The sequence below is a fragment of the Clostridium beijerinckii HUN142 genome (assembly GCF_000621745.1).
GTDB classification, from domain to species: domain Bacteria; phylum Bacillota; class Clostridia; order Clostridiales; family Clostridiaceae; genus Clostridium; species Clostridium beijerinckii_A.
The window spans coordinates 1-25,038 of sequence record NZ_JHXK01000011.1 but is presented as its reverse complement, the minus strand read 5'-3'; the positions used below and the strand labels follow the sequence as shown (position 1 = coordinate 25,038).

General features: G+C 29.8%; 22 protein-coding genes and 1 pseudogene. 17 read left to right on the top strand and 6 right to left on the bottom strand.

The window, feature by feature from the left end:
- The first annotated feature begins 47 nt into the window (after nucleotides 1-47).
- From T483_RS0105675 to T483_RS0105650, 6 genes are all read left to right on the top strand, one after another.
- Nucleotides 48-563 carry a GNAT family N-acetyltransferase gene (locus T483_RS0105675; protein WP_026885974.1) on the top strand — a complete coding sequence of 172 codons (516 nt, stop codon included), beginning with the start codon at nucleotides 48-50 and terminating at the stop codon, nucleotides 561-563.
- A 770-nt stretch (nucleotides 564-1,333) separates the two neighbouring features.
- Nucleotides 1,334-2,152: a MerR family transcriptional regulator gene (locus T483_RS0105670; RefSeq protein ID WP_026885973.1), complete on the top strand. Its 819-nt coding sequence runs from the start codon at nucleotides 1,334-1,336 to the stop codon at nucleotides 2,150-2,152.
- A 379-nt stretch (nucleotides 2,153-2,531) separates the two neighbouring features.
- The gene (locus T483_RS0105665) at nucleotides 2,532-3,347 is read left to right on the top strand and encodes an MBL fold metallo-hydrolase (protein ID WP_026885972.1); all 816 of its coding nucleotides are present in this window, start codon (nucleotides 2,532-2,534) and stop codon (nucleotides 3,345-3,347) included.
- 383 nt (nucleotides 3,348-3,730) lie between these two features.
- On the top strand, nucleotides 3,731-4,495 hold the full coding sequence (locus T483_RS0105660; RefSeq protein WP_026885971.1) for a CPBP family intramembrane glutamic endopeptidase: 765 nt from the start codon (nucleotides 3,731-3,733) through the stop codon (nucleotides 4,493-4,495).
- A gap of 521 nt (nucleotides 4,496-5,016) precedes the next feature.
- Nucleotides 5,017-5,646, top strand: a complete 630-nt coding sequence (locus T483_RS0105655; protein WP_026885970.1) for an HD domain-containing protein — start codon at nucleotides 5,017-5,019, stop codon at nucleotides 5,644-5,646.
- Nucleotides 5,625-6,320: an alpha/beta hydrolase gene (locus T483_RS0105650; RefSeq protein WP_026885969.1), complete on the top strand. Its 696-nt coding sequence runs from the start codon at nucleotides 5,625-5,627 to the stop codon at nucleotides 6,318-6,320. The genes T483_RS0105655 and T483_RS0105650 overlap by 22 nt, the downstream gene beginning before the upstream one ends.
- Before the next feature lie 88 nt (nucleotides 6,321-6,408).
- Here T483_RS0105650 and T483_RS0105645 read toward each other — a convergent pair whose 3' ends face one another.
- The gene (locus T483_RS0105645) at nucleotides 6,409-6,966 is read right to left on the bottom strand and encodes a DUF5662 family protein (protein ID WP_026885968.1); all 558 of its coding nucleotides are present in this window, start codon (nucleotides 6,964-6,966) and stop codon (nucleotides 6,409-6,411) included.
- A 589-nt stretch (nucleotides 6,967-7,555) separates the two neighbouring features.
- On the opposite strand from T483_RS0105645, the gene trxB reads away from it, so the two are divergent.
- Nucleotides 7,556-8,464: a thioredoxin-disulfide reductase gene (gene trxB / locus T483_RS0105640; RefSeq protein ID WP_026885967.1), complete on the top strand. Its 909-nt coding sequence runs from the start codon at nucleotides 7,556-7,558 to the stop codon at nucleotides 8,462-8,464.
- A 45-nt stretch (nucleotides 8,465-8,509) separates the two neighbouring features.
- On the top strand, nucleotides 8,510-8,995 hold the full coding sequence (gene tpx / locus T483_RS0105635; protein ID WP_026885966.1) for a thiol peroxidase: 486 nt from the start codon (nucleotides 8,510-8,512) through the stop codon (nucleotides 8,993-8,995).
- Nucleotides 8,996-9,398: 403 nt separating this feature from the next.
- Here the strand turns inward: tpx and T483_RS28745 are convergent.
- Nucleotides 9,399-9,988: pseudogene (locus T483_RS28745) on the bottom strand (acetate uptake transporter family protein).
- 689 nt (nucleotides 9,989-10,677) lie between these two features.
- On the opposite strand from T483_RS28745, the gene T483_RS0105625 reads away from it, so the two are divergent.
- Both T483_RS0105625 and T483_RS0105620 read left to right on the top strand, forming a co-directional pair.
- Nucleotides 10,678-11,694: a pirin family protein gene (locus tag T483_RS0105625; RefSeq protein ID WP_026885965.1), complete on the top strand. Its 1,017-nt coding sequence runs from the start codon at nucleotides 10,678-10,680 to the stop codon at nucleotides 11,692-11,694.
- A gap of 139 nt (nucleotides 11,695-11,833) precedes the next feature.
- Nucleotides 11,834-12,124, top strand: a complete 291-nt coding sequence (locus T483_RS0105620) for a hypothetical protein (protein ID WP_026885964.1) — start codon at nucleotides 11,834-11,836, stop codon at nucleotides 12,122-12,124.
- Nucleotides 12,125-12,446: 322 nt separating this feature from the next.
- Here T483_RS0105620 and T483_RS0105615 read toward each other — a convergent pair whose 3' ends face one another.
- Nucleotides 12,447-13,064, bottom strand: a complete 618-nt coding sequence (locus T483_RS0105615) for a hypothetical protein (RefSeq protein ID WP_026885963.1) — start codon at nucleotides 13,062-13,064, stop codon at nucleotides 12,447-12,449.
- 409 nt (nucleotides 13,065-13,473) lie between these two features.
- On the opposite strand from T483_RS0105615, the gene T483_RS0105610 reads away from it, so the two are divergent.
- The 5 genes from T483_RS0105610 to T483_RS0105595 all read left to right on the top strand — a co-directional run bounded on the left by T483_RS0105610 (nucleotide 13,474) and on the right by T483_RS0105595 (nucleotide 18,842).
- Nucleotides 13,474-14,682: an aldo/keto reductase gene (locus tag T483_RS0105610; protein ID WP_080696924.1), complete on the top strand. Its 1,209-nt coding sequence runs from the start codon at nucleotides 13,474-13,476 to the stop codon at nucleotides 14,680-14,682.
- A gap of 706 nt (nucleotides 14,683-15,388) precedes the next feature.
- Complete coding sequence (locus T483_RS32035; RefSeq protein ID WP_242841808.1) at nucleotides 15,389-16,264, top strand: discoidin domain-containing protein; 876 nt, start codon at nucleotides 15,389-15,391, stop codon at nucleotides 16,262-16,264.
- Nucleotides 16,207-17,595, top strand: a complete 1,389-nt coding sequence (locus T483_RS32030) for an adenylyl cyclase (protein WP_242841807.1) — start codon at nucleotides 16,207-16,209, stop codon at nucleotides 17,593-17,595. The genes T483_RS32035 and T483_RS32030 overlap by 58 nt, the downstream gene beginning before the upstream one ends.
- Nucleotides 17,596-17,780: 185 nt before the next feature.
- Entirely contained in the window at nucleotides 17,781-17,957 is a 177-nt protein-coding gene (gene rpsU / locus T483_RS0105600; RefSeq protein ID WP_012058882.1) for a 30S ribosomal protein S21, read from the top strand.
- A 252-nt stretch (nucleotides 17,958-18,209) separates the two neighbouring features.
- Nucleotides 18,210-18,842: a YkgJ family cysteine cluster protein gene (locus T483_RS0105595; RefSeq protein ID WP_026885961.1), complete on the top strand. Its 633-nt coding sequence runs from the start codon at nucleotides 18,210-18,212 to the stop codon at nucleotides 18,840-18,842.
- A gap of 684 nt (nucleotides 18,843-19,526) precedes the next feature.
- On the opposite strand, the gene T483_RS31515 is transcribed toward T483_RS0105595, so the two are convergent.
- Nucleotides 19,527-19,664 (bottom strand): hypothetical protein, encoded by a 138-nt coding sequence (locus T483_RS31515; protein ID WP_196244851.1) that lies wholly within the window; start codon nucleotides 19,662-19,664, stop codon nucleotides 19,527-19,529.
- A 440-nt stretch (nucleotides 19,665-20,104) separates the two neighbouring features.
- Nucleotides 20,105-22,360, bottom strand: a complete 2,256-nt coding sequence (locus T483_RS0105580; RefSeq protein ID WP_026885959.1) for an SPFH domain-containing protein — start codon at nucleotides 22,358-22,360, stop codon at nucleotides 20,105-20,107.
- A gap of 559 nt (nucleotides 22,361-22,919) precedes the next feature.
- Between T483_RS0105580 and T483_RS0105575 the strand changes: the two genes are divergently transcribed.
- Together T483_RS0105575 and T483_RS0105570 are read left to right on the top strand one after the other, a co-directional pair.
- On the top strand, nucleotides 22,920-23,840 hold the full coding sequence (locus T483_RS0105575; RefSeq protein WP_026885958.1) for an ATP-binding cassette domain-containing protein: 921 nt from the start codon (nucleotides 22,920-22,922) through the stop codon (nucleotides 23,838-23,840).
- Complete coding sequence (locus tag T483_RS0105570) at nucleotides 23,837-24,562, top strand: ABC transporter permease (protein WP_026885957.1); 726 nt, start codon at nucleotides 23,837-23,839, stop codon at nucleotides 24,560-24,562. Before T483_RS0105575 ends, T483_RS0105570 begins: the two co-directional genes overlap by 4 nt.
- 187 nt (nucleotides 24,563-24,749) lie before the next feature.
- On the opposite strand, the gene T483_RS0105565 is transcribed toward T483_RS0105570, so the two are convergent.
- The coding region (locus T483_RS0105565) for a transposase (RefSeq protein ID WP_026885956.1) at nucleotides 24,750-25,038 on the bottom strand (289 nt) is incomplete at its 5' end.

Here is a 25,038-nt window from a genome sequence, read left to right as displayed (position 1 = left end):
ACATTTAATTTTGAACATTATAAATAGTCATTTGGAGGTGAATTGATATGAATTTAAGATTGGCTAATTTAAATGATTTACCAAAACTCAAAGCTGTGTATGGAAACATAATTGATGATATGGACAGAAACAACATACTAATTTGGGACGAAATATATCCGTGCCAGTATTTCAGCAAGGATATTAAAAATAATCGCCTTTATTTATTGGTTGAGAATGATGATAATATAGTTGGCTCCTTTGCATTATGTGAATCAAATGCTGGAGAAAGTTGTGTAAAATGGGAAAATCCCAATGACAAGGCATTATATATTGAACGCTTTGGAGTTAATGTTGATTATTCAAGACAAGGAATTGGCAGTATAATGCTTAAGCATGCTATTACACTAACTAAGCAGATGAGAGCTAAATATTTAAGGCTTTTTGTTGTTAATATAAATAAACCAGCCATAAATTTATACCTAAAAAACGGATTTACGCAGGTTGATGGAATCTATGAAGAAATAATCGATGCAAACCTTCCATTTCATGAATACGGATTTGAAATGGAAGTATTAAATTAATAAATGCAGTTTTCATGTAGTAAGAATAGAGAATCCAAAAGATTTGGAAGAAGGAAGTTTTATTTTAAGAAAAGTGATTTCATAAAAGGAGCATCGTACTTATTAAAATTTAATTTGTACGATGCTCTCTCTTTTATTTTTTAAAATGTAGTAAATTGTTTATATAAATATTTCTACAATCTTTTCATCTATTATGCCTGATTATTAATAAATGATATGTTCTTTAACAAAAATCAATTTAAATCATATCTGACACCTTAAAATAATATGCTTTAAATTTTATTTTGCATTAGTAAAAGCATTTATTATAGCAGTTTCTTCATTTGAAATTGTTAAAACTATTATTGGAATTATGGTATAAAAGTCTCACAACTTTTTTAAACTGGTTTAATTAACCTGTTACATATAATTTAATATATTAACTTGCACATTTGCTTAACAAATAGAGAATTTTTTTATTTTATTTGTTAAATGAAAGATATGAGCGGAGTATACGTGTTGTTAAAGAGAATATTGTCTTATATACTTAATTAGAGTAGATTGAATTGGAAATATATGCATAAGCTTAGACTTAATGGTAAGATTATAATTATTGAGTTTTAATGAAGTTAAATGAAGTTAAATGATATAAGGTGAAAATTATATGATGAATAAATCAAGAAATATTTTTTATAAGATAAAATTAAAATATAAATAATAAAATTACCTCTTGACTTTAACCTTAACTGGAAGGTTTATACTATGATTGTCAACAGGAAGGAGAATTAATTGTGTACACTATTGGGCAGTTTTCTAAAATTGGGAGAGTTTCAACTAAGACACTTCGTTATTATGATGAGATTAATCTTTTAAAACCTATGTATGTGGACAGTGATACTCAGTACAGATATTATGCATATGAACAGGTTTTAAAACTTCTTTCTATATCTGAATTAAAAGAATATGGCTTAAAACTAGAAGAAATTAAAGCCATTATGGATGAGGAAGATGTGGACTTACTTAAAGAGTTCTTACAGAACAAAATTGTTGAGATTAATAAGGAAGTCCAAAACAGCTTGAAACTCAAAGATTCTATAGAACAAAAAATTAGGAAGATTGAGTTAGGAGGTAATATTATGGAAGTTAAGAAGGATTTAAAAGTGGAATTGAAGGAAAGAAAGTCATTAGTTGTTATCAGCAGGAGAACAATCACAAGCATGAGTAATATAAGTAGTGTTATAGGAAAGGTATTTGAGGATATTTTTAGGATGAATCTTAAGCCATCAGGACCAGTAATGACAATTTATCATGATAAGCAGGAATTTGATGTGGAAAATGCAGATTGTGAAGTTTGTGTTCCAGTAAATAGCAGGGTAAATGCAGAGAAAAATGAAAATATAAAGGAACTTGCAGGAGGTCTAGTTGCATCCACAACTTTTGTTGGGCCTTATTCAAGGCTTGGAGAAGCTTATGCTAAAGTTGTAAAATGGATCGAGGATAATGGCTATGAATATGCAGGGGCGCCTTTTGATATTTATTTGAATGGACCTCAAAGCGTTAAGAGTCCAGAAGAATTTGTTACTGAGGTTTGCTTTCCAATTAGTAAATAATATGTTAATGGGTAATAAAAAATTTACACTTATTTTTAAGTTGTTATAGATTATATGATGAACAATGTATTAGATTTTTAAGAGCTAAGGGGCTTGTCTCACTAGCTCTTTTTGTGATATTGGATTAGTAATTTAATATAATCAACTTTGAATGTTATTCTATATAAAAATAAATGTATTTGTAATTATTAAACCAATTATAGTAAAATAAAATATAAATGAAAACAGAGTAACTTTCAATATTAAAATTGGATTTTTAATTTTTAGAAATATTAAGAGAAGGTGAAACTATGAAGATATTTTTACGTATTCATCCTAAGAATAGAGTATCCTCTGTACAGATATAAAATTGATATTGTACAGAGGAGTGTATATTTAGATGAATAAATTGAAGAAACCAGTTATTACGAAAGAAACAATCAAAGCAATGGAGGATATGTCGTTTTTCATTCATGCTAAGATTTTTGACGATTTGCTTATTGTTGCACAAAAAGAAACAAATTGTTTTGTATTAAAGACGAGTGAGGGACTGATAGTGATAGATGCTATTTGGCCATCAAAAAAAGCCTTTGAAGCGATAGTTAATGCAATTAAATCTGTAGGATGGGATCCTAATACAATAAAAAAACTTGTTTTGACTCATGGTCATGTTGATCATACAGGGTGTGGAAAATGTTTTGTTGATAAATACCATGTCCAAACATACCTTTCCAAAATAGATGATATTTTTTGGGAAGAACATCCAACGAAGCCTAATAGACCAGAAACGTGGAAAAATTATAAAATTGATGTTTACGTTAAGGATGGAGATAAAATAACATTAGGTGATAAGACAATGTATGTTTACAGTACTCCAGGTCATACTCCAGGAGGTTTAAGCTATATATTTCCTGTAGAAGAAGATGGCAGACTTCATATGGCAGCATTATGGGGTGGTACTACACCACCATGGACAAGGAATGAAGTGAAAGAATATCTCAAATCATTGGATTATTTTATTAGTGAAGCAATGCGTAAAAAAGTAGATGTGGCTTTAAGCAATCATACAGTCATAGATAATGGCTTGGAGCGTATTTTGTATTCAAAAGTAAGAATGGACTACATGCCGAATATTTATATCATCGGACAAGAAGGATTTCAAAATTATTGTCAGGTATTTGGGACATTAAGTCATGATATGCTAGAAAGATTATGAATTGTAACATGAAATCAATAAAGTTAAATTTTTATTAGTGCAAACTTTAAAAAGTTGATATATGTTTTTAATATCACATTATTCAAGACAATGTATGAATAGTGTGATATTTTTTTATTATCTAATTCTAAAAACGCATTTTGATCTGCTGCGCCCACTAGATGAAATGAGGTGATAAATAATGTCGACATTAAGTAGAGCAGCAGAAAAATTTAGAAATCTCTAAATTTAAAGTTGATGTAGTAAATAATAAAAATGTTAATCGAAAATTGAATATAACCATTTTACATAATGTGCTATAGTTAATATATAATGTCAAAATAATTTACATTAACAACATTATAAAAAATATAATTTTTGCAACAGGAATTGGAGATGACATAATGATTATTGATGGGTTAGTAAATGCATTTATTAATATAGGTTTGTTTATAATTCTTGTATTATTTGTAAAAGGAATTCAGGTTAATTTCGATAAAAATTATACACCACTATATTGGATAAGCATAAAAAAACACGATATTAAACTATTATTTTTGGGGATTATTGTGGCATTGCTTTATAAGTCACTCTTAGGATTAATAGGTGTTACTTGTGGGAAGATGGTATTGGAAATAGATAAATCAGGTATAGCTAAAACTATAATTTTTACTTTAGTAAGCAGCTTTGGATTTTTCGGGGTATCATTATTAGAAGAAGGATTATTTAGAGGATATCTTATGCAGGTGGTATTTAAGGAAATTCCTAATTTACTGGCGATAATTTTACAAGGACTAGTATTTGGATTAGTACATTATCATAACTATTCATTACTATCTCATACATGGATACGAATCATTAATGCTATGCTAGTAGGAATAATATTTGGGGCTATTGTAATAAAGACAAAATCGCTTATGTTCGTTATAGGAGCTCATTTATTCTATAATACTGCCGAAGATATATTGTTTCTAGACAACTCATATAAGTTTACGAGATTTATTTCCTTTAACCACTCTAGTTACTTATCACCAAATTTATCAGAAAATCTATTTTGTACAGAATCTATAGAACTAATTATGTTATTTATAATAACGCTCTCATTAATATTCTTGTTTCGAAGATCTATTTTATATAATAAAAGCAAAGGAGATTTTTTAGATACTTAAATATTACTTATTACGTGAATTAACAAAAATAAATAGTAGATCTGAATAACACATTGATTTAATTATATGGTTTAGCATAATTTAAACCTTGTTAAAAATAAATAAATTTTTAAAGTTTCCATCGAACATTCTTTTAAAGGAACATGGTTTTAAATAAAACTTTTTTACAATTTAAAAGGGAAAGAAGTTAAGAAGAAAAAAAGCAAAGAAGTTAAAAATTTGCAGGAAATATCCAGGCTCAGAGATGTTGGAAAGCTTTTAAGAAATAATATAATCTAAAAATTTAGAGGATTAAATATTTATTTTTGGTGCATTTAGCGATAAATATAAATGATCTAATTAATATTTGATACAGTAAATAAAAAAATGTAATACGGAAAACTGAATAGTATAACATTTACAAAACATACTATAACTTACTTATAAACAAACATCATATTCATAGAGTATTAAATAGTGATTTAAGCAACTGAAATCAGGATAATAAATTAGAATTTATATGATACATTTAGGAGGATAATATGTTTCCAAATAGAGAAATGGCTGAAAAAGAATTAGAAATAGCAGGACAATTAAATCAAGGTCCATGGACAGAGCATTCTATAAATGTAGGATTAGCAGCGCAAATGATTGCTGAAAAATGTAGTAATCTTAATCCAGACAAAGCTTATGTGTTAGGACTTCTTCATGATATAGGTAGAAGATATGGCATAAGTGCAAGAAGACATGGCATTGACGGATATAAATTTATGTTAGAAAAGGGTTGGGGTGAAGTAGGAAGAATTTGTTTGACACATTCATTTCCGATTCCTGACTTTGACAAAGAAATAGGAAAAAATGATATGAGTGATGAAGAAAGTGAATTTGTTAGAAAATATATTAATGATTTAACTTATGATGACTATGATAGACTTTTAATTCTTTGTGATTCACTTGCTGACGCTCAAGGTTTTTGCATGCTAGAAAAGCGATTTGTTAATACGACAAGGCGCTATGGAACATTTTCATATACAGTAGAACGTTGGAATGCAACATTTGAAATGAAAGAATATTTTGAAAAGCAGATGAATTGTTCTATATATGATATTCTTCCTAATATAAAAGAAACTACATTTATGGAGGCGCCATTATGGAAACCACCAGTAAAATAGAAATAGATAATATTCCGGCGATCTTATGGGGAGAACCTTCAGACAAAATATATATATTTGTTCATGGAAAAATGTCTAGCAAAGAAAGTGCACATGAGTTTTCACAGATAGCATCAGAAAGAGGATATCAGGTTCTTAGTTTTGATCTCCCAGAACATGGTGAAAGGAAAGATAAAAATTATCTATGCAATGTTTGGAATGGAGTACATGATCTTGAAAAAATTGGAGCATATGTACAAGAAAATTGGAAAGAAATAAACTTATTTGGGTGCAGTCTTGGCGCGTATTTCAGTTTGCACGCATATAAGAACCTTCCAATAAAGAAATGCTTATTTCAATCACCAATTGTTGATATGGAGCATCTTATATGCAAAATGTTTAAATGGTTCAATGTTACAGAAGAGTTACTTAGAGAAAAAAAGGAAGTATATACTCCCATTGAAACTCTTTCATGGGATTATTACAGCTATGTAAAAGAACACCCAATTAATAAATGGAATATACCTACTGCAATTATTTATGGATCAGAAGATAATTTGCAAAGTCATGAGGTTATAGATAATTTTTCGAAAAAATTTAATAGCGATTTAATCGTATCAATTGGTAGTGAACATGATTTTCATACAGAGGAACAATCACAAGTTATCACAAAGTGGTTGAAAAAATACATCTAAAAGCAAGCTGGGATTTGCATTCTACAAATCTCAGCTTATAAGAGGCTATAACCATATTGGGTAGCAGCTGAAAGAAAACAAAAATAAATTAGAGTGTTTTACTGTAAAATTTTTCTGTGTTTTTAAGAATGTTGTTTTTAACATATAAAAAAGTTTTATATTCTCCTTCATTAGCAAGTTTATTAAGCAGAGTTTCCAAAAGAGCACGTACATCTTCATGTAATACATAATAATGTTTTCTGTTTTCGTAATAACTAAGAGGACTTTCATCAGTATACTTTTCTTTTAAATAATTTTTTGAAGCACAAACCCTGTCTATAAACATTTCTACAACATAATTAACAGGCATTTTCATTCCTTTGAGACCTTCTGATTCATTTACTCCATAATCAATCCAATACTCGAAATGATGCTTATTCCTACCCTTATGATGTAGCCATGCTGATGAATATCCTTCAACAGCTTTTTGAACACCATTAGGACTTACATACCCCTTATAATACTTTATCCCAGCTGAAAACTCCACTAACGAGTACTTTGACAAATCATGAAGTAATCCTTGTTTATATAAACCTACTTTAAAACAATATTTCATAACTAATAGTTTATGGTTAGTTATAGTTTTAAAATGATTAATAAAATTCATAATTCTTATTTTCTCCTATCTAAAACTAGGCTTATGTTTAAATCTAATGAAGTAATAAATATTTTTACTACGAAATACCATTAAAATATTTATCACAAAATTATATTACTAATTTCGGTGAGTTATATGTATAGGCCTAGGCTATAGTTTTGTTATATATTTTGCAATGCACATTTCCTAATTCACTATTACGGATAAAATTCTTGTAATATTTTTAGAATTATGATGAAGTGTTATTTTTGCAATATATATATTATATATTTTTTGTGTTTAAACTTAAAGAGATAAAACTCAGAATAAGAATAATGAAAATATCTAAGAATTAACTATAGATATCAAATTTAAGAGTGTGATTTACAAATGCATCTGATTTAAATAAGCAATAATTTTTTAATAAATATTGAATTTTTTATTGCAAAATTGTTGACTAATTATATTATTAAAGTTAATATAAGATTATAAAATAAAATCTAATAAAATTTAATTGAATAAAATTAAATTATTAAATTTAGAACAACTTATTGGAATTTTTATAAATTATATATTATCAAAGAATATATAAATGATTAGTAGGAGAGGTGTTGGTAATATGAAAGATATTATTATAATTGGAGGAGGACCAGCGGCCCTTACAGCAGCATTATATGCAGGTAGAGCTGGATTAGATGCATTAATGCTTGAAAAACAATATGAAGGCGGTCAGATAGTTACTACAAATGAAGTGGAAAATTATCCTGGTTTTCGCAGCATAACAGGGCCAGAACTTGCCAATACTATGTATGAACATGCAAAAGATTTTGGAAGTATTATGAAATATGAAGAAGTAATAGATATAAAAATCGATGGAGATATAAAAAAAGTTGTAACTGGTGTGAATACTTATGAAAGTAAGGTCATAATCTTATCAATGGGTGCAAAACCTAAAAAAATAGGAATTGATAGGGAAGAGGAACTTACAGGTAAAGGTGTATCATACTGTGCTACTTGTGATGGCGGCTTCTTTAGAAAAAAAATAGTGGCTGTTATAGGCGGTGGAGATACAGCAGTAGAGGATGCACTTCATCTTTCAAGAATTGCTGAAAAGGTGTATGTAATTGTCAGAAGAGATTCACTTAGAGCAAATAAATCTGCTCAAAAAAAGTTATTTGAAACAGATAATATAGAAATAATCTGGAATAGTGGAGTTACAAAGCTTAATGGAGAAGAAAGATTAAGTGGTATAGAAATTAAGAATAATAAAGATGGTAAGATAGATAATTTGGAAGTTAATGGCGTTTTTGTAGCAATTGGAAGTGACCCATCGTCAGAATTAGTTAAAGACTTAGTAGATTTGGATAAAAATGGTTATATTATTGCTGATGAAAGCTGTAAAACAAACGTAGATGGTATATTTGCCATAGGAGATATTCGAACAAAAGAAGTTAGGCAAGTACTTACAGCAGCTTCTGATGGAGCCATTAGTATATATGGGGCAGAAAAATATTTGATAAACCACTAAGAAAATAGTTAAAATATAATATTAATAATTTAGGAGGAATGAATTATGAAAGTTAAATTTCAAGGAAATGATGTGACATTAGAAGGAAGAGAAATTAAAGTTGGTGATACTGCACCAGACTTCGTAGTAACAGATAATGGTTTAAATGCTGTTAATTCAAAAGATTTTACAGGAAAGAGAGCATATGTAAGTGTTCCATCAATAGATACACCAGTATGTGATTTAGAAGTAAGAAAATTTAATGAAGAAGCTGCAAAATTAAGCAATGTAAAGATATATGTAGTATCAATGGATCTACCTTTTGCACAAGGAAGATGGTGCGGAAATCAAGGTATTGATGCAGTACAAACATTATCAGATTATAAGGATAGGAGCTTTGGTAAGGAATTCGGAACTTACATTAAAGAATTAGGTCTGCTAACAAGAGCAGTATTTGTAGTTGATGAAAATAACAAGGTTACTTATGTTGAATATTGCGAGGAAGTAACATCAGAACCAAATTATGAAGCTGCTTTAAATGCATTAAAGTAAAGTGAATTTTATTCGCGCACATAGATGTTATTATAACTTTGCATCCTTTGTGGACCTATAAATGCTTTCTAAAGAAGAAAAACCAATAAAGACTAAAATTCTCTAATATTATTTATATATCAGAAAATTTTAGTCTTTATTTTTATTCTCTAAAAAATTATATCGTTGGATAATTTGTGGACATTATGCTTCTTGTAGATGAATTATGAAACTTAATTATTCAGAAAGTTACGTTTTACTAGAGAATAAAAGAGAAAATATATTCACCTTCTAGATTTTTCTCACATGCTCTTGAAAGTTGAGATGCGTAAAAAGATCTCAGGCTGCACTTGAACCTGAGATTTTATTCTATGTATACATTTACTTTTTAGTAAATAGATTAGTATGGTTAAAGTGACGATATCTATTTAATAATTGGACCTGGTGAAGGGTAGACTTGTCTACCAAAAGCGGTATTAACAATAATTGCGGCTGCAAGATAAATTCCTAAAGTACCTGCTATTAATAGTCCAAAGGCGGGTATATTTGAAAAAATCTTTGGTAGCACGCCTAAATCAATTAGAGAAATACAAAGTGAAGATAGATCTAAAGCGAAAACGATTAGAAATAACACTGAAGGTGTTTTAAGGAATGCTGGCGTCCACATAATAAGTGAAATACTAAGTACCAACCATCCATACGCGTATCTAGAGAAATTCCGTTAGTTATTGCATTAAATTTAATGAGCATTTCAATTCCACCTGTTAACATAAAAAATGCACTAAAGAATAAAAATGTGTTTCCTCCAGTAGTATTACCACCTTTTAAATCAATTAAAGCAACTACAACTTGTACTACAAATCCTCCAATAAGCCAGCATCCAAGAAGTGGCAAGGCTCCGCTTGTTACTCTTCCTGATAATAAGGCGAAAAAGCAGAAACTTGCTACTGCTAAAGCAACTAGGCCTGCGGGACTAGGATTAGACCAGTCTTTTGTTCCGTTTACCTGGTTCAATATGATACCCTCACTTTCATAATATTATTTTAAAGTTTGGAGAAAAGATTATTTCCTATCCTTTAAAGATAATTATATAGAATATATTACAATTAATCAACATTTTTCGAGCAAAATTGTTAATTTTTTATCACCTGCAATAACCTTTTTTTACTTTATAAGTTAATTGTATAATATTTAAACTAAAAACATTAATATATATGTGTGGTAACTACTTCGTTGAAATTAAAGGGGAAAATTATTGATATCTAATATTAAATAATTCTATGAAAATATTATCTATTTTTACTATAGCATAGAAGGAGTGTTTTCTATTGTTAAATTTTTCTCAATTCATTGTATTAAATATAAATGACCAGATATTTCTAATGAACTTATAAGTATTGTGAAAATATGTAATATAGTAGAGAAATATTTCCTGATATATTAAGTGCCAATAAAATGTAATAAGTTATTAGAGATAATATACAAATTATGAAAGCTGTGCTATAATTCAATCAATAAATAATAATTATTATCAATTAATAAAAATTATAAATATGCTTGAATTTACAGAAGTTACGCATAATAAATGGAGAACATTTAATCAATATATTTTCTTTTAATTAAGTGAATCCAATAATGCCTAATAGTATACGATAATTATTAAGAAATTATATATTATATGAAATATCAAGGGAGGTTATGAAATGAGAAAAAATAATATACTTAAAATAAGCAAGTTGAGTTCGCAGTGGCAGACAAGTGATCCTTTCATATTTTGTGCGCATCATAAGGATGACTATCCAAAGGGGAATAGTGAGATGGGACCAGATGCTTCTTTGTATGGTAGAACTATTGGCAGCGACTTTAGAGGGATTGATGGGTGGAACATGTATCATGGAGATACCATTCCAGGATTCCCTCAGCATCCTCACAGGGGGTTTGAAACAGTCACTATAGTACTAAATGGTTATGTTGATCATGCTGATTCAGCTGGTGCTACAGGCCGTTATGGAGCCAATGATGTGCAATGGTTGACTGCTGGTAGAGGCTGCAATCATACAGAAATGTTTCCTTTAGTTAATACCGAGAAGGAGAATCCACTAGAATTATTTCAAATCTGGCTCAATCTACCTAAGAAAGATAAATTCGTTGAACCACATTATAAAATGCTTTGGGCGGAGGATATACCTGTTATAAAATCCAAAGACAATAATGGAAAAGCGAGTACTGTAAGAATTATTTCGGGTACTTATAATGGGACTAATAGCTTAGAACCTTCGCCTAACTCATGGGCAAGTAAAGAGAATAATCATGTAAGAATATGTCTTATACGCATGGAGCCTGAAGCAAGTATAGAGCTTCAAAAGGTGTCCTCAACATTAAATAGGACTATTTATTTCTATGAGGGAGAGACAATAAGCATTGAGGAGACTGATATTGATGTTTATAATAGTATAAAACTTGCAGGTGATGAGGTAGTAAAAATAGAAAATGGCGCTAAGGAAAGCTGTATTTTACTTTTAGAAGGAGAACCTATTGGAGAGCCAGTTGTAAGTTATGGACCTTTTGTTATGACGTCAGATAAAGAAATTATGGATGCTTTTGCAGACTATAAGAGCACTGGTTTTGGAGGTTGGCCATGGAAACGCGATGATTTTGTTCATCCAAGAGAAAAAGGGAGATTTGCACGATATCCTGATGGAACAACAGAATTTAGATAATAGTTTTTTGAATAAAATACCTAAAATATTTATAATAAAAAACTTTAGAAATAATATACAAATCATGAAAGTTATGCTATAATTTTATTAACAAATAATTATTATTAATTAATAAAGCTTTGCGAATGGAGTGAGATGTATGAAAACAATGGATAGTTTTAAATTCTTTTCAAGGTTTTCTGAAATAGATGGAATAAAAGACGTATATGCTAACAGTAAAAAATTGAGAGATTTAATAGATTATGATGATGAGGTTTGCTTAGGACAAAGACAAGTAGGCGAGAGAAGTTACCATATCTTTTATTTAAATAAAAGACAATTTTGTGTTTACTATCATGGTGGCGGTACAGATGCGATGTGCTGTTCAAAGAAATTAGATGATGTTCTATGGTATGTAAACAGCTTAAAGCCTGAAGATTTCAAAAATTAGTAAAATTAAATTCCGAAAGGAAGCCTCAGGCTGTCGATAACATCGACAGCTTTTCATTTATACATAGAGAAGTATAAAACATTTATTCTGAAATTTAGTTATGTTAACGGCTCAAGAAGTATGAAAAATTACATTCTGAAACCTAGTTATAGTAATGGTTCAGCAGCAGAAAAAGGAAAAATTTATTAGTATTACCACGAGGTAAGGGGTAGCCGCTCTTTTCTTCATAAAGAAAAAATCAAAGGCGTCTAAATTTATTAGACGCCTTTGATAAATGGCCAAATATAGACTATTTATATAAAAGATATAATTGAAATATCTTTTATAAGTTGTCAGAATCACCAATCATTTCTGATGAAACTTTAGTGTTTACTTTAAAATTTTTGTAAGTGTAAATACCAGTAAATAGAGCGCCTATACTCCCGCAGATAATATCACCCATAGTATCCACTAGACTATTATTTTGGCTTCTTAGACCAAATAATCTATCAGTTGTAAACTCATAAATTTCCCAAATTCCAGCCATAGCAATTGCAAAGAAAAGGCTAAAAAGAATAATTGTTTTTATATTAAGCTTATTTGTTTCATTTTTATTTATAAGCTCCAATATTAATGAACCTATATAGAAGAGTATGCCCCCTGAAGACAGATGTTCGATTTTATCAAGATAAGGTATAAATGAATATCCCTTAAATTCATTAGCAAAAAACATAGTAACAAAAATAAATGCTAAAACTGAAAATCTTAAACCAGTCGAAATTGGAATTCTACTTTTCTTTACTAATACTTTTATAACGGTTAACACTAAGATTATTAATATAGGTTGAAGTGTTCTTTGCATATCTCCTCTGATAAGAAAATAAATAGAACAAATAGCAGCAAGAGCATATAAAAACAACTCAAAGTAGTCATTAAAACTATATTTTCTTCTAGTTCTCATTTTTTTGTTCTCCTGTCTTAAGAATTTTTATTTATATATTGCGATTAAGTTTATACATTTTAATTTCAACTGAACACTTGCCTTATTAGGAATTTAAATGTAAATTCATTGTTAAAATAATATATATTAGAATTATTCTTTATAAAGAGTATCAACACCACATGGCAAAATTATACAGATAGTATTATAGTACCTTCTCTATGTTGTGTTTATGGTGCCAATGAAAAACATAAGTGTTCACTGAGCGGTATCAACAATATTAGACTAAAATTAATCAACAAGCAATTATATTTTAGAGTCATATTTACCATATTCTGCTTAACGAAAGAATATTAGATCTGCTATTGGCAAAAAGTTCAATTTGTTATAATATACATATATTATATAAATTGTTGATGAGGTGGTTGCAATGATGGATTCTGTAGAGGAATCTTCAAAAATGAAATATAGAGAAGATAAAAATGGAAATAAGTTATCAATATTAGGTTATGGCTGTATGCGTTTTACTAGAAAAGGAACTAGCATTGATATAGATAAAGCAGAAAATGAACTTATGGAAGCAATAAATAACGGCGTGAATTACTTTGATACGGCTTATGTTTACCCAGGTAGTGAGGCTACACTTGGAGAAATTTTAAAAAGAAATAAATGTAGAGATAAAATATTTATTGCAACAAAGCTCCCACATTTTATGGTTAAGTCAAAGAAGGATTTAGAAAAGTATTTTAAAGAACAATTAAAAAGGCTCCAAACAGATTACGTTGATTATTACCTTATGCATATGCTTACTGATGTGCAAACTTGGAACAGGTTAAAAGCATTAGGCGCTGAGGAGTGGTTAAAGGAGAAAGTTGAAAAAGGACAAATTCGTAATGTTGGTTTTTCTTATCACGGCAATACAGAAACTTTTCTTCAGCTATTAGAGGTTTATGATTGGGACTTTTGTCAGATTCAATATAATTATTTAGATGAACATAGTCAGGCAGGAAAAAGGGGATTAAAGGCCGCTAATAAAAAAGGTATTCCTGTAATTATAATGGAACCTCTACGTGGTGGAAGATTAGTTAATTTATTACCAGAAAAAGCTAAGAATATAATAAAGGAAGACCCAAGAAAACGTACTCCAGCAGAATGGGCATTTCGTTGGCTTTGGAATCAGCCTGAGGTTACGTGCGTATTATCTGGAATGAACTCCCTTGAGATGCTTCGTGAAAATATAGATATTGCAAGCAATGTAGAGATTGATGAATTCACGAAAGACGATTTTGACTTAATAGAACAAATTAAAAATGAGCTAAATAGAAATATTAAGGTTGGCTGCACAGGCTGTGGATATTGTATGCCATGTCCTAAGGGGGTAGATATACCTGGAACTTTTCATTCGTACAATCTTATGTATTCTGAGAATAAAAAGTCAGGCAGGCATAATTATCTAATGTGTACTGCGGTGCGTAAAAATCCAAGCAGTGCTTCACAATGTGTGGAATGTGGTAAATGCGAAAAGCATTGTCCACAGCACATAGAGATTCGAAAAGAACTTAAAAATGCAAGTAGAGAGCTTGAAACACCTATATATAAAATTGCAAAAACAGCAGTGAAATTATTTAAGCTATATTAACATTATAGAAAGTCATCCAGTGAAATGGATGGCTTTTGCATTTTTATAAGAATTAAACGTACATTTTTAAGAATAAAAAGAATATTTATAAAAAACATACTGTAGATTTGCGTTTAATTCTAAAATATGTATGTTTAGAGAAATTGGTGTTTACTTTGTTTTTTTATCAGAGTATTATCAAGATATAAGGTAAAGCTTACACATCGCAACCAGCATATCATAAAAATAATTCTTTACATAACTATAAAATTCTTATTTATAATAAAATCATCAATGAATAAAAGTAATATTATAAATTATTATTGGAAATGACAATAAAATTTACTGCATATATAAAAGAATAAATAGTGAAATTTAGTTTATATCAGAATAAGCTTTTCAAATTTTGTTCTTTAGTAAAGGAGAGTACTTTGTGTATACGTTTTAATTAAGTTCACGGCACAAAAACTACTTCTAGTTACTAATTAAATAAATTCAGTTAAATAAGTTTAATAATATGATATTTATCTTCATTTTGCTTAATGCTAAGGCGCTTTAGTATTTGGTATTAAATGAAGTAAAATATAAAACTTAACCTTAAAACAGTTAAGTAACTTAATGTCTTTGTTGCAACAAAACAAGTAGAATATTTTTAAGAAAGAAACTCAATATTTAAATACATTTTTTAAGATAAGATTAAATTGTATTTTTAGGAGGTAGTTTAATAATGATTAGGAGAAATAAAAGAATTTTATCATTAACTCTTTCAATGGCTGTCTTTACTACTATGTTTATGTCAACTTCATTTATCACAAAGGCTGAAACTGTAAGTTTAGAAGCAAGCAGTGAAATTACCTCAAATGCATCTACAGAAAGTACAGCAGTAGCAACTAATATTGCGTTAAATAAGTCTGCAACTTCATCTTCTGTTACAGGTGGAAACGCTGCTTCTTTAGCTGTTGATGGAAATTCAGGAACTAGGTGGGAGTCTGCTCAAGGCAGTGATCCTCAATGGATATCTATTGATTTAGGTGGAAGTTATAATATCTCAGGAGTAAAACTAAATTGGGAAACTGCTGCTGCAAAAGATTATAAGATACAAGTATCAACTGATAATAAAAATTGGATAGATGCTTATACAAAAACAGGAGGAACAGGAGGAGTAGAAAACATAACTTTTAATTCTACTGCAACTGGAAGATATATAAGAATGTATGGAACAGCAAGAACTACACAGTATGGGTACTCTCTATGGGACTTTGAAGTATATGGTACTCCAGATGGTAATACAGTTAACAATGTTGATTTAGGTCCAAATGTTAAAATATTTGATCCATCAATGCCAAGTTCAGATATCCAAAATACTGTAGATAGCGTGTTTAGTAAGATGGAGACAAATCAATTCGGAAATGAAAGATATGCCTTTTTGTTTAAGCCAGGTTCATATAACGTAAATGTAAATGTAGGTTTCTTTACGTCTGTATTAGGACTTGGAAAGACACCCGATGCTGTTAATATAACTGGTGCAGTACGTTGTGAAGCAGATTGGATGGGGGAAATGCAACTTGTAACTTCTGGAGATCGGTTGAAAATGTTGCTGTAACTCCAACTTATTCTTCAAACAATTTGGCTCCAGCAGGTACTTTAACTTGGGCAGTATCACAAGCTGCACCAATGAGGCGTGTTCACATTAAGGGTGGATTGTCTTTATGGGATCCACTTGGAACTAATTATGATGGAGCTTGGTCTAGTGGTGGATTTATAGCTGATTCAAAGATTGATAATTCAGTTACTTCAGGATCACAACAACAATTCTTTACTAGAAACAGTCAAATGGGATCTTGGAATGGTGCAAACTGGAACATGGTTTTTGTAGGGAATAATGGAGCACCTACAGATGACAATGCATATCCATCAACACCAGATACAGTAGTCAGTCAAACACCAGCTATTAGAGAAAAACCATTTCTTTATATTGATGATAATGGAAATTACCAAGTTTTTGTTCCTGATCTTAGGAAAAATTCTCAAGGAATAACTTGGTCAAATGGTTTAGGACAAGGTACATCATTACCTATAGATCAGTTCTATATAGCAAAACCAGATACATCCACAGCTGAAAGTATAAATGCAGCTCTCAGTCAGGGAAAGAACATTATATTTACTCCTGGAGTATACCATCTTAGTGATGCTATAAATGTAACAAAGTCTAATACAGTTATATTAGGTCTTGGACTTGCAACTTTGATCCCAGACAATGGTACTGCTGCAATGAATTCACCAGTATTATTAAAAGTTGGACAAGATGGAAGTTCTGCTGATCACTCAGCTAATCCTACAAGTCTTAGTGATTTATTCTTTAGAATTGGTGGGGCAGCAGTAGGAAATGCTGATACAAGTCTAAAGATAAATAGCAATAATGTTATAGGTGATGATTTCTGGGTATGGCGTGCAGATCATGGTACAGGAGTAGGCTGGACAGTTAACAATGCAAAGAATGGTGTTATTGTAAATGGTAATAATGTAACGCTATATGGATTGTTTGTAGAGCATTTTAAGGAATATCAAACTATATGGAATGGTAATGGCGGAAAAGTATATTTTTATCAAAGCGAATTGCCATATGATGTTTCAAATCAAGCATCTTGGATGAGTAATAATGGTACTCAAAATGGATATGCTTCTTACAAAGTGGCTGATTCAGTTACGTCGCATCAGCTTTTTGGATCAGGTATTTACTCTTACTTTAGGGATGCTGTAGCAGCAGAGAATAACGGAATAGAGGTTCCGAATGCGTCTGGTGTAAAGGTTCACCATGCATGCTCTGTATTTTTATCTGGTAATGGTGAAATAACACATGTAATAAATAATACAGGCAATACAGCAAAATCAGGTAATATGAAACAATCTGTTACTGATTATCCTAATTATTAAAATTAAAAAAATGCAAATTCCTTAATTTTCGGCGCGTAAAGGGAGTTCTTGGGCCAATATCTCTTTTTATTGGGTTATTAAAGCATTGACAGTGTTTTAGTAAATAATGTATAGTATATTATGAGTTTATATTTGTAAACTATAAATGTGGTTTACAATACAGCGCCGGAGGGAGGGATAAAAGTATGTCAGAAATTAAAGTAGGGGAAAATGAATCTCTAGAGCAAGCATTGAGAAGATTTAAAAAGAAATGTTCAATGTCTGGAATCCTTTCAGAGGCAAAAAAGAGACAACACTATGAAAAGCCAAGTGTAAAAAGAAAGAAAAAGTCAGAAGAAGCTAGAAAGAGAAAGTTTAAGTAATAAATTATAGCGTTACTAATAGTATTAACTATTATAATATAAAACTATTTTACTTACAAAAAAGCGACTTCCACGTTTTGTGTCTCGGAAGCATTCTTGGGGAAATTAAAAATTTACAGGTAGTTATTATTTAACTACCTGAATATTAACAGCCTAAAAATTTTAGCCTAAAGTTGAAAGTATTTTTTGAAAATTTTCTTCTTTAGGCTCTTTTTATTAAGAAAAAATAATTTGAAATTGAGGAACTGTAAAATGAAATTACTATTTGATAGCGAAGGAAAAGTAAATTATGACAAGATTAATAAAAATACAACAGTTAAAGATGTGCTAGATGCAATTGACGTATTTTTAAGTAATAATCCTCTTGATTGTAATGGATGTGAAGAGAGTTGCTGTAAAAAGTCTTGGTCAGTAGAAATGGATAATATCTGCGTAAATAAATTGAGCAATTGGAACGAGGAAGCAGCTTCGAATTTTGTGCAGGAAAAGTTAGTTAAAAAGAGAAATTACTATAGGGATTTTGATCAGTACGTATTAGATAAGAAAACTGACTGTAATTTCATAACAGAAACAAATCTATGCACTATATATGAAGAGAGACCAGTAATATGCAGGCTTTATATCTGTAGTGCGAGAAGTTATAGATATAATGTGATTAGAGAACTCATAGGAAGTACATATTTACAAGCACTTGTGCTTGAAGAGAAGATGAGAAAGAACGATCTCCCAGAACAAACGATTGATAAATATAAAAGAAATCCAGCAGTTTTTGCTAAAGAATACAATATACTTTTAGAAGAAATTTTTGATTATGCAGAAGATGAAGGCTGGCTTTACTCTGATGAAAGAGATGAATTGTACGAAGAAATATCCATAAATCTTTAACACAATTTTCAATATAAAAGCATTGTGCTAAATTCATATATTTCGTGCAGTGCTTTCTTGTTGAGCAAAATTTAAAGAATATATTTAGTTTAGTATAATTATTTAAAAAAGATAAATCCAAAAGTTTTTATTTAGACAAAAGTATTATTTGAATATTTAAACTATTCTAAAAGAGTAGAAAATAATTATAAAAATGTAACTTTAGTGGAAAGTAATTGAATAGAGGTATACAATAGTAATGTACATAAAAAAAATAAATAAAAGGAATTGATGAAATGGAATATCTATATTCAATATCTACAGTATTAAGCTACATATTTTTAGCACTATTTTTTATCAGAGTATTGATAAATAAGAAAGAGATAGACTTTAAAAGTAATAAAATTGAATGGCAGGTAATTGTGAGTTTATTACTCTTAAGTATTGTACCAATGGCAAACACATTCTTGACTTGTTCAAGCATTTATTTTTCAATACTAATGAACCATGATAACTTTATAAAGCTTATGAACAGAGAGCTTTAGAAAAGTTTAATGTTTTTATTGTACAAGCTATAGTAACCCAGCTATTCCGACTTCAGAAGCATCAATGGGATCTTGTTGAAGAAAGAATAACTGAACTTTCTATAAGGAGTTAAAGTAAATTTATTTCAACTCATATTACCGTACTTAAAATAATAGTGTTTTATTGAGTTGTTTTTCCATTATCCAGTAACATTCGTCCAATAACTTTCTTGGGTCTTTTATTATTTTTGTTATTATTTCCTTTTTGTTTTTTTTCTTCTATTAATTTTTTCATCATTTCTATTTGTTTCTCATTCATGTTTAATTCCTCCAATCTAAAGCCTATTCATAAAATAACAAGCCAGTACCGCTCATATATTTTCTTTTATACGCTTAAAATAAATTGCATAATCAAAATATTTTTACAATTTTATAATTGATTGTATCATAAATTCAAAAGTTTATAAACTAAAACAGATGTATTATACTTATTTCTGCTGTATTATAAAAAAATGCATCCAAATAACTTCAAAAATTACTTGGACACATTTTATTCTTTTTAGATATCAAATTTAAAGATTTTACTTATTAGATAAACATATTTATAAATTTGCTAAAACTTTAAGGTCTCATCTTCACTAGAAATAATAAATATTTTCATAGTTTTTTGGAATCAAATACTTGTGATTTCGGTAAGTTATAACATAAGTATAAAATATATGTTGTTTATCTATATAATGCTAGAAGTAAAAATAGAGTTTATACTTCAGGTTCCTTGGCAGAAATATTAGCTTTCTTTTTAGCTGCATTTGACTCTTTAGTAGAGTTGCTGTCTGATTGATTAGTTATCTCAGACTGAGTAGAAGTAATATTATTTACTATTGAGCTATTAGCACTAGCCATGTTAGCTAAAATCATGCTTAAAATTCCTTCCATAGCATTAGGAGTTTTTCCGTCAGTACCGCCCATAATTACTGTTTGTGGTACAAGAGGAGATTTACTTATCTTTAGAGCTTCAGCAAAAGATGTTAATACACTTTGTTGTACTTGTAATTCTGGTCCGCCATAAGCATCAACTAAGGCTTTAGCAGCAGTACCTTTTGCAAGACCTACCTTTGTTTCCTGCTCAGCATTCGCTTCAGCAACTGCTTTGATGTTTAATGCTTGAGCTGCACCAACTTTTTCAAGCTTGAAGGCTTCAGCACCAGCTTGTAATTCTACTTGTTTAGCATTAGCAGCAGCATTAAGCTCAGTAGCTTTAGCGTTAGCAGCAGCTTCAGCTTCTTTTGTATATCTTAAAGCATCAGCTTCTTGAGTTCTTTTGTATTTATCAGCTTCTGCAAGCTTTTGAGTCTTTAAGGCTAATTGTTCAGCAAGTTTTAATTCAGACTTACCTTTGTTATCAGCGACTTCTATATCGATACTTGATTGAGTAAGAGCTGCCTGAGCTGCACTTTTAGCAATTGCTTCATTAAGTTCTCTTTGCTTTTCAGCTGACTTTTGTTTTGCCTCATTTGTTTTAATTTCTTCTAACGCAACTTGTCTATCTCTAAGTTGTGCAAGGATTAGATCAATTCTCTTATCTGTTGAAGAAGCAGCAGGTGTACCAATTAATACTTCTTGTAATTCTAAATCATATAACTTGAATTTTTCCTTCATTTCTTTAGAAGATTGTTCTTGAATAGAACTTCTATCTTGTACTAATTCAATTAAAGTTTTAGTTTGTCCAATATTTTTAAAGTAACCTGCAACCATAGGATCTAGTGATTGTTCAATAAGCAGTTTAATATCACCAAATCTTTGGATTACTGAAGAAGCTTTTCTATAATCAATGTTAAACACTACAGTAAGTGGGAGATTAGGTTCAAAAGCATCTTTAGTTATAAGATTAATTTCTTTTAAGTTATCATCTAATTTATGATCCCCAACCTGACCGCTAATCCATTTTAATATAACATTAGTAGTAGGGACTGGAATGATCTTACCTGCATAAGTATTGAATGGATACTTACCTGGCATCATACATTCTCTCCAAATACCTTTCTTGCCTTGTTCAACGAGTTCTCCATGAGAGTAGTCAGAACCAGATACATCTTCACCTTTTTCACCAAAATAACTAACAACAACGCCGACATAACCAATATCTATAATACTTTTTGGAACTATGTCCACATTTGCAAATAATCTGTTAATAAAATAGACACCGTCTGTTAATACTTGTATCTGCTTACCTTTTCTACCGCCAGCAGCTAAGAATTTTTCTGGCTCCTGGAAGTTACTGTGGTAATATTCGCTTGTAATGCCTTCACCAACTATTGGAGCAATTATAGCTCCATTATCTGGAGTAGGCCCTTCATTAACAGTTACTATACCAATTGTGTCTTTAGTTTTAATATTGTTTCCAAATTCATCTTGTTCAAGATTTTTTGAACTCGAGATAACTACAGGTAGGAAGCCATTAACTCTTAGTAAATCACTTCTCATAGTTTCTATTTGTTCTGATTCATCCTTTGAAGTAAATATTGAATGTACTTTATCCTTTGTAATTATAATGAATTGAGCAAGGTTGAAAGCATAAGTACCTTCACGAAGGATTTGTCTTTGAGGCCCTTTCTGCCCGCCATTATTTAAAAAGGCTACTACGTCTTGAAATGATTTGCACTCTGGAATAACTCTTCCTAAGGTTTGTCCATCAGCAAGGCTTTCTCCTGATCTTGCAAATACATAACCTATCTGCCCTTGTGGGATGGTTACAAGTCTTACCTTCTTAACCTTGTACTTAAAAGGAGTTTTAAAATGCACTCCGGCTCTGAGCACGTGTGGTTGATAACCAGCTTCACCTTTTAATGCAATTAAACCATCAGCAGGCACGGACCCTTTTAAGCTCCACCATTTTTCTACTATACCTACCTCATCAGTCCCGATACTTGTAAATCCTATGCCATATAGTAATATAAATAGCGCTAAGATTCCAATACCTACATAAATTAAAATTGATATTGTTCCTGAATTCATAAAATTCCCTCCATAAATTTATTGTCTTTTTGTAAGACATTTCCTTGTTTAATTGGTATAGATAGTAATATATTATATTAGGCATTAATTGTAAATGTCCAAATTAGTCAAATTTCCTCATTAGATTTGTTGCGGTTACCAATTAGAATAAACTAAACTTTGTTATCTTTCTCAATATCGTTCAATCGCTTTAAATCTACCTCCGATACATTTACTTTTTAAGAATATTTCAATGCATGCTGATTTATGAGCACTTTTTAGTAATTAAACTATCCCAAATCCCTATTATTAAATTTTTTTAATGTTATGTTTGCATAAACTAATACAATTGTATAACTTGCTTTTAAACGAATACCTCTTAGGGCTAAAGGGCCTTTATCTATGGGAATTGTATAGGTTTCAACAATGATGATATAGATTGTATGAATCCAATAAATTAAGGCTTATAAAGTTTTAATACATTATTTTGTTATTTAGGGGTATAATGGGAGCAGGCATGCTGAGAAACAGCTTCTACTTTACTTGGGAATATTTAAGACAATTTGAAGGGAATATTAATATGAATTATATATTAAAAACTGATAATCTAACAAAACAGTATGGAACACAATTAAGTGTAAGTAACTTATGTATTAACATCGAGGAAAGGGACATATATGGATTTATAGGAAGAAACGGAGCAGGAAAAACAACTACTTTAAAGATGATCTTAGGATTGATTCCTGCAACTAGTGGTAAAATAACGGTTTTGGGAAAAGAAGTTGATAAAAAGGATATTTCTTATTTAAGAAATATCGGATCTATTATAGAATTTCCGTCATCTTATGAAAATCTAACTGCTTATGAGAATTTAAAACTTCATTCTAATTATATGGAGTTGGAAGATAAGGGAATAATAGATGAGTGCTTAGATAAGGTTGATCTTTTAAATGATAAGAATAAAAAAGTTAAAGAGTACTCATTGGGTATGAAACAAAGGCTTGGTATAGCGCGCGCAATTCTTCATAAGCCAAAGCTTTTAATTTTAGATGAGCCTACTAATGGATTAGATCCACTAGGAATAAGAGATCTTAGAAATTTCATACTAAGACTTGCTAATGAGGACAATATGACTTTTATAATATCAAGTCATATATTAAGTGAACTAGAACTTACAGTGACTAAGCTTGGTATTATAGAAAAAGGAATCTTATTAAAAGAAGCTTCGATGAATGAGATCAATGATAGTTACGAGGAATATGTTGATGTCAAAGTTGATGATGTAAAAAAAGCACAAAAAGTATTAAATGAAAATTTGAATTTAGATAGTTCATTAATTGATGACAACTATTTAAGGCTTAATATAAAGGGAAAAGAAATGAAAACAAACTATATAAGCAAAGCGCTAGTAAATAATAGTGTGGAGTTATTTGAAATAATTAAACATAAGGAAGGTTTGGAGGATTATTTTGTAAGGATTTCAGGAGGAATAAGGTTATGATGAAATATGTTTTATCAGAGATTTTTAAGTATAGAAAGGCAAAGATCAAATTCTGTACAATAGTTCTATTTATTCCAAATGTTATTGCATTTATAATATATGGCTTTAATAAAAAATATAATTCAATACTTTTATGGGAAGATTATTTAAATACTATATTAACTTTCCTAAATGATATTGTAGCACCCATAGTTTATGGAATAATAGCTGCTTATATCTTTGGACATGAATATGAAACCAAAACTATGAATGTGATGTTCACTTATCCTATTAATAGAATGAAGCTTTTATTTTCTAAGCTTGCATGCATTCTTTATATTATAGCAATTACTTTAATATTAGTATTCTTCACTTCAATAATTTTAGGATTTTTACTAAAGCATGAAAGCTTAAATATGGATTTACTTGTATATTATTTTATATCACTTTTAAAGATGGTAGTATTTCACTTTATGCTTGTTTGTATAATTTGTGCAGTTGCTATCTACACAAAAAATGTATTACCAGGCATAATATTTGTTATTTCAGCTACTTTTGCAAATATAGTAGTAGTCAATACACAGTTATCGGCATTTTATCCATGGAGCGCACCAGTCTTACTAAGTCCACATGAAGGAGTGGGAAGATCTTATATTCCATCTACTTTAAGCATGATATCTCTAATAGTTATTTTTTTAATTGGGCTTGCTATATCAATTAGGAAATATAGATACGTTGAGTAAAGATGATTACTGCATTAATGGATCGAGTAATTTATATAATGATTATAATTATAGATATCCAGATTACGTTAAAAAGACTTAAAGTAACTAACAGATACTTTAAGTCTTTGTTTTTATAAAAATCTAATATTTATGACGAATTAAATCTTAATAATTTATATATAAATATCCAACTTAAGAATTAAACTTATTCATAGTAATTTCTAGCATAGACTAATGACTTAACCATGTTAAAATCTTCATTTAAATGGATATATATTGAATTTATCGATTCAAAAAGCTCATCAATAGATATAAAAGCACTAGTAGTAAAAATACAATTTTTCAACTTATTCCAGATATTTTCCTGTGGATTTAGAACTGGAGAATATCTAGGAGTATTTATTAAAAACAATTCTTCGCTATGCGCGTCAGCGAAGTCCTGCATTATTCTAGAAGTGTGAAATTTAGCATTATCCAGTAAAACATACACTTTT

Bases quoted from the DNA above. Each gene is read 5' to 3' on its own strand.
- rpsU (WP_012058882.1), top strand. From the start codon at position 17,781: ATGTCAGAAATTAAAGTAGGGGAAAATGAATCTCTAGAGCAAGCATTG.
- trxB (WP_026885967.1), top strand. From the start codon at position 7,556: ATGAAAGATATTATTATAATTGGAGGAGGACCAGCGGCCCTTACAGCA.
- T483_RS0105650 (WP_026885969.1), top strand. From the start codon at position 5,625: ATGGAAACCACCAGTAAAATAGAAATAGATAATATTCCGGCGATCTTA.
- T483_RS0105615 (WP_026885963.1), bottom strand. From the start codon at position 13,064: ATGAGAACTAGAAGAAAATATAGTTTTAATGACTACTTTGAGTTGTTT.
- T483_RS31515 (WP_196244851.1), bottom strand. From the start codon at position 19,664: ATGAATGAGAAACAAATAGAAATGATGAAAAAATTAATAGAAGAAAAA.
- T483_RS0105595 (WP_026885961.1), top strand. From the start codon at position 18,210: ATGAAATTACTATTTGATAGCGAAGGAAAAGTAAATTATGACAAGATT.
- T483_RS32035 (WP_242841808.1), top strand. From the start codon at position 15,389: ATGATTAGGAGAAATAAAAGAATTTTATCATTAACTCTTTCAATGGCT.
- T483_RS0105660 (WP_026885971.1), top strand. From the start codon at position 3,731: ATGATTATTGATGGGTTAGTAAATGCATTTATTAATATAGGTTTGTTT.
- T483_RS0105620 (WP_026885964.1), top strand. From the start codon at position 11,834: ATGAAAACAATGGATAGTTTTAAATTCTTTTCAAGGTTTTCTGAAATA.
- T483_RS0105665 (WP_026885972.1), top strand. From the start codon at position 2,532: ATGAATAAATTGAAGAAACCAGTTATTACGAAAGAAACAATCAAAGCA.
- T483_RS0105675 (WP_026885974.1), top strand. From the start codon at position 48: ATGAATTTAAGATTGGCTAATTTAAATGATTTACCAAAACTCAAAGCT.
- T483_RS0105645 (WP_026885968.1), bottom strand. From the start codon at position 6,966: ATGAATTTTATTAATCATTTTAAAACTATAACTAACCATAAACTATTA.
- T483_RS0105575 (WP_026885958.1), top strand. From the start codon at position 22,920: ATGAATTATATATTAAAAACTGATAATCTAACAAAACAGTATGGAACA.
- T483_RS0105625 (WP_026885965.1), top strand. From the start codon at position 10,678: ATGAGAAAAAATAATATACTTAAAATAAGCAAGTTGAGTTCGCAGTGG.
- T483_RS0105570 (WP_026885957.1), top strand. From the start codon at position 23,837: ATGATGAAATATGTTTTATCAGAGATTTTTAAGTATAGAAAGGCAAAG.
- T483_RS0105580 (WP_026885959.1), bottom strand. From the start codon at position 22,360: ATGAATTCAGGAACAATATCAATTTTAATTTATGTAGGTATTGGAATC.
- tpx (WP_026885966.1), top strand. From the start codon at position 8,510: ATGAAAGTTAAATTTCAAGGAAATGATGTGACATTAGAAGGAAGAGAA.
- T483_RS0105610 (WP_080696924.1), top strand. From the start codon at position 13,474: ATGATGGATTCTGTAGAGGAATCTTCAAAAATGAAATATAGAGAAGAT.
- T483_RS0105655 (WP_026885970.1), top strand. From the start codon at position 5,017: ATGTTTCCAAATAGAGAAATGGCTGAAAAAGAATTAGAAATAGCAGGA.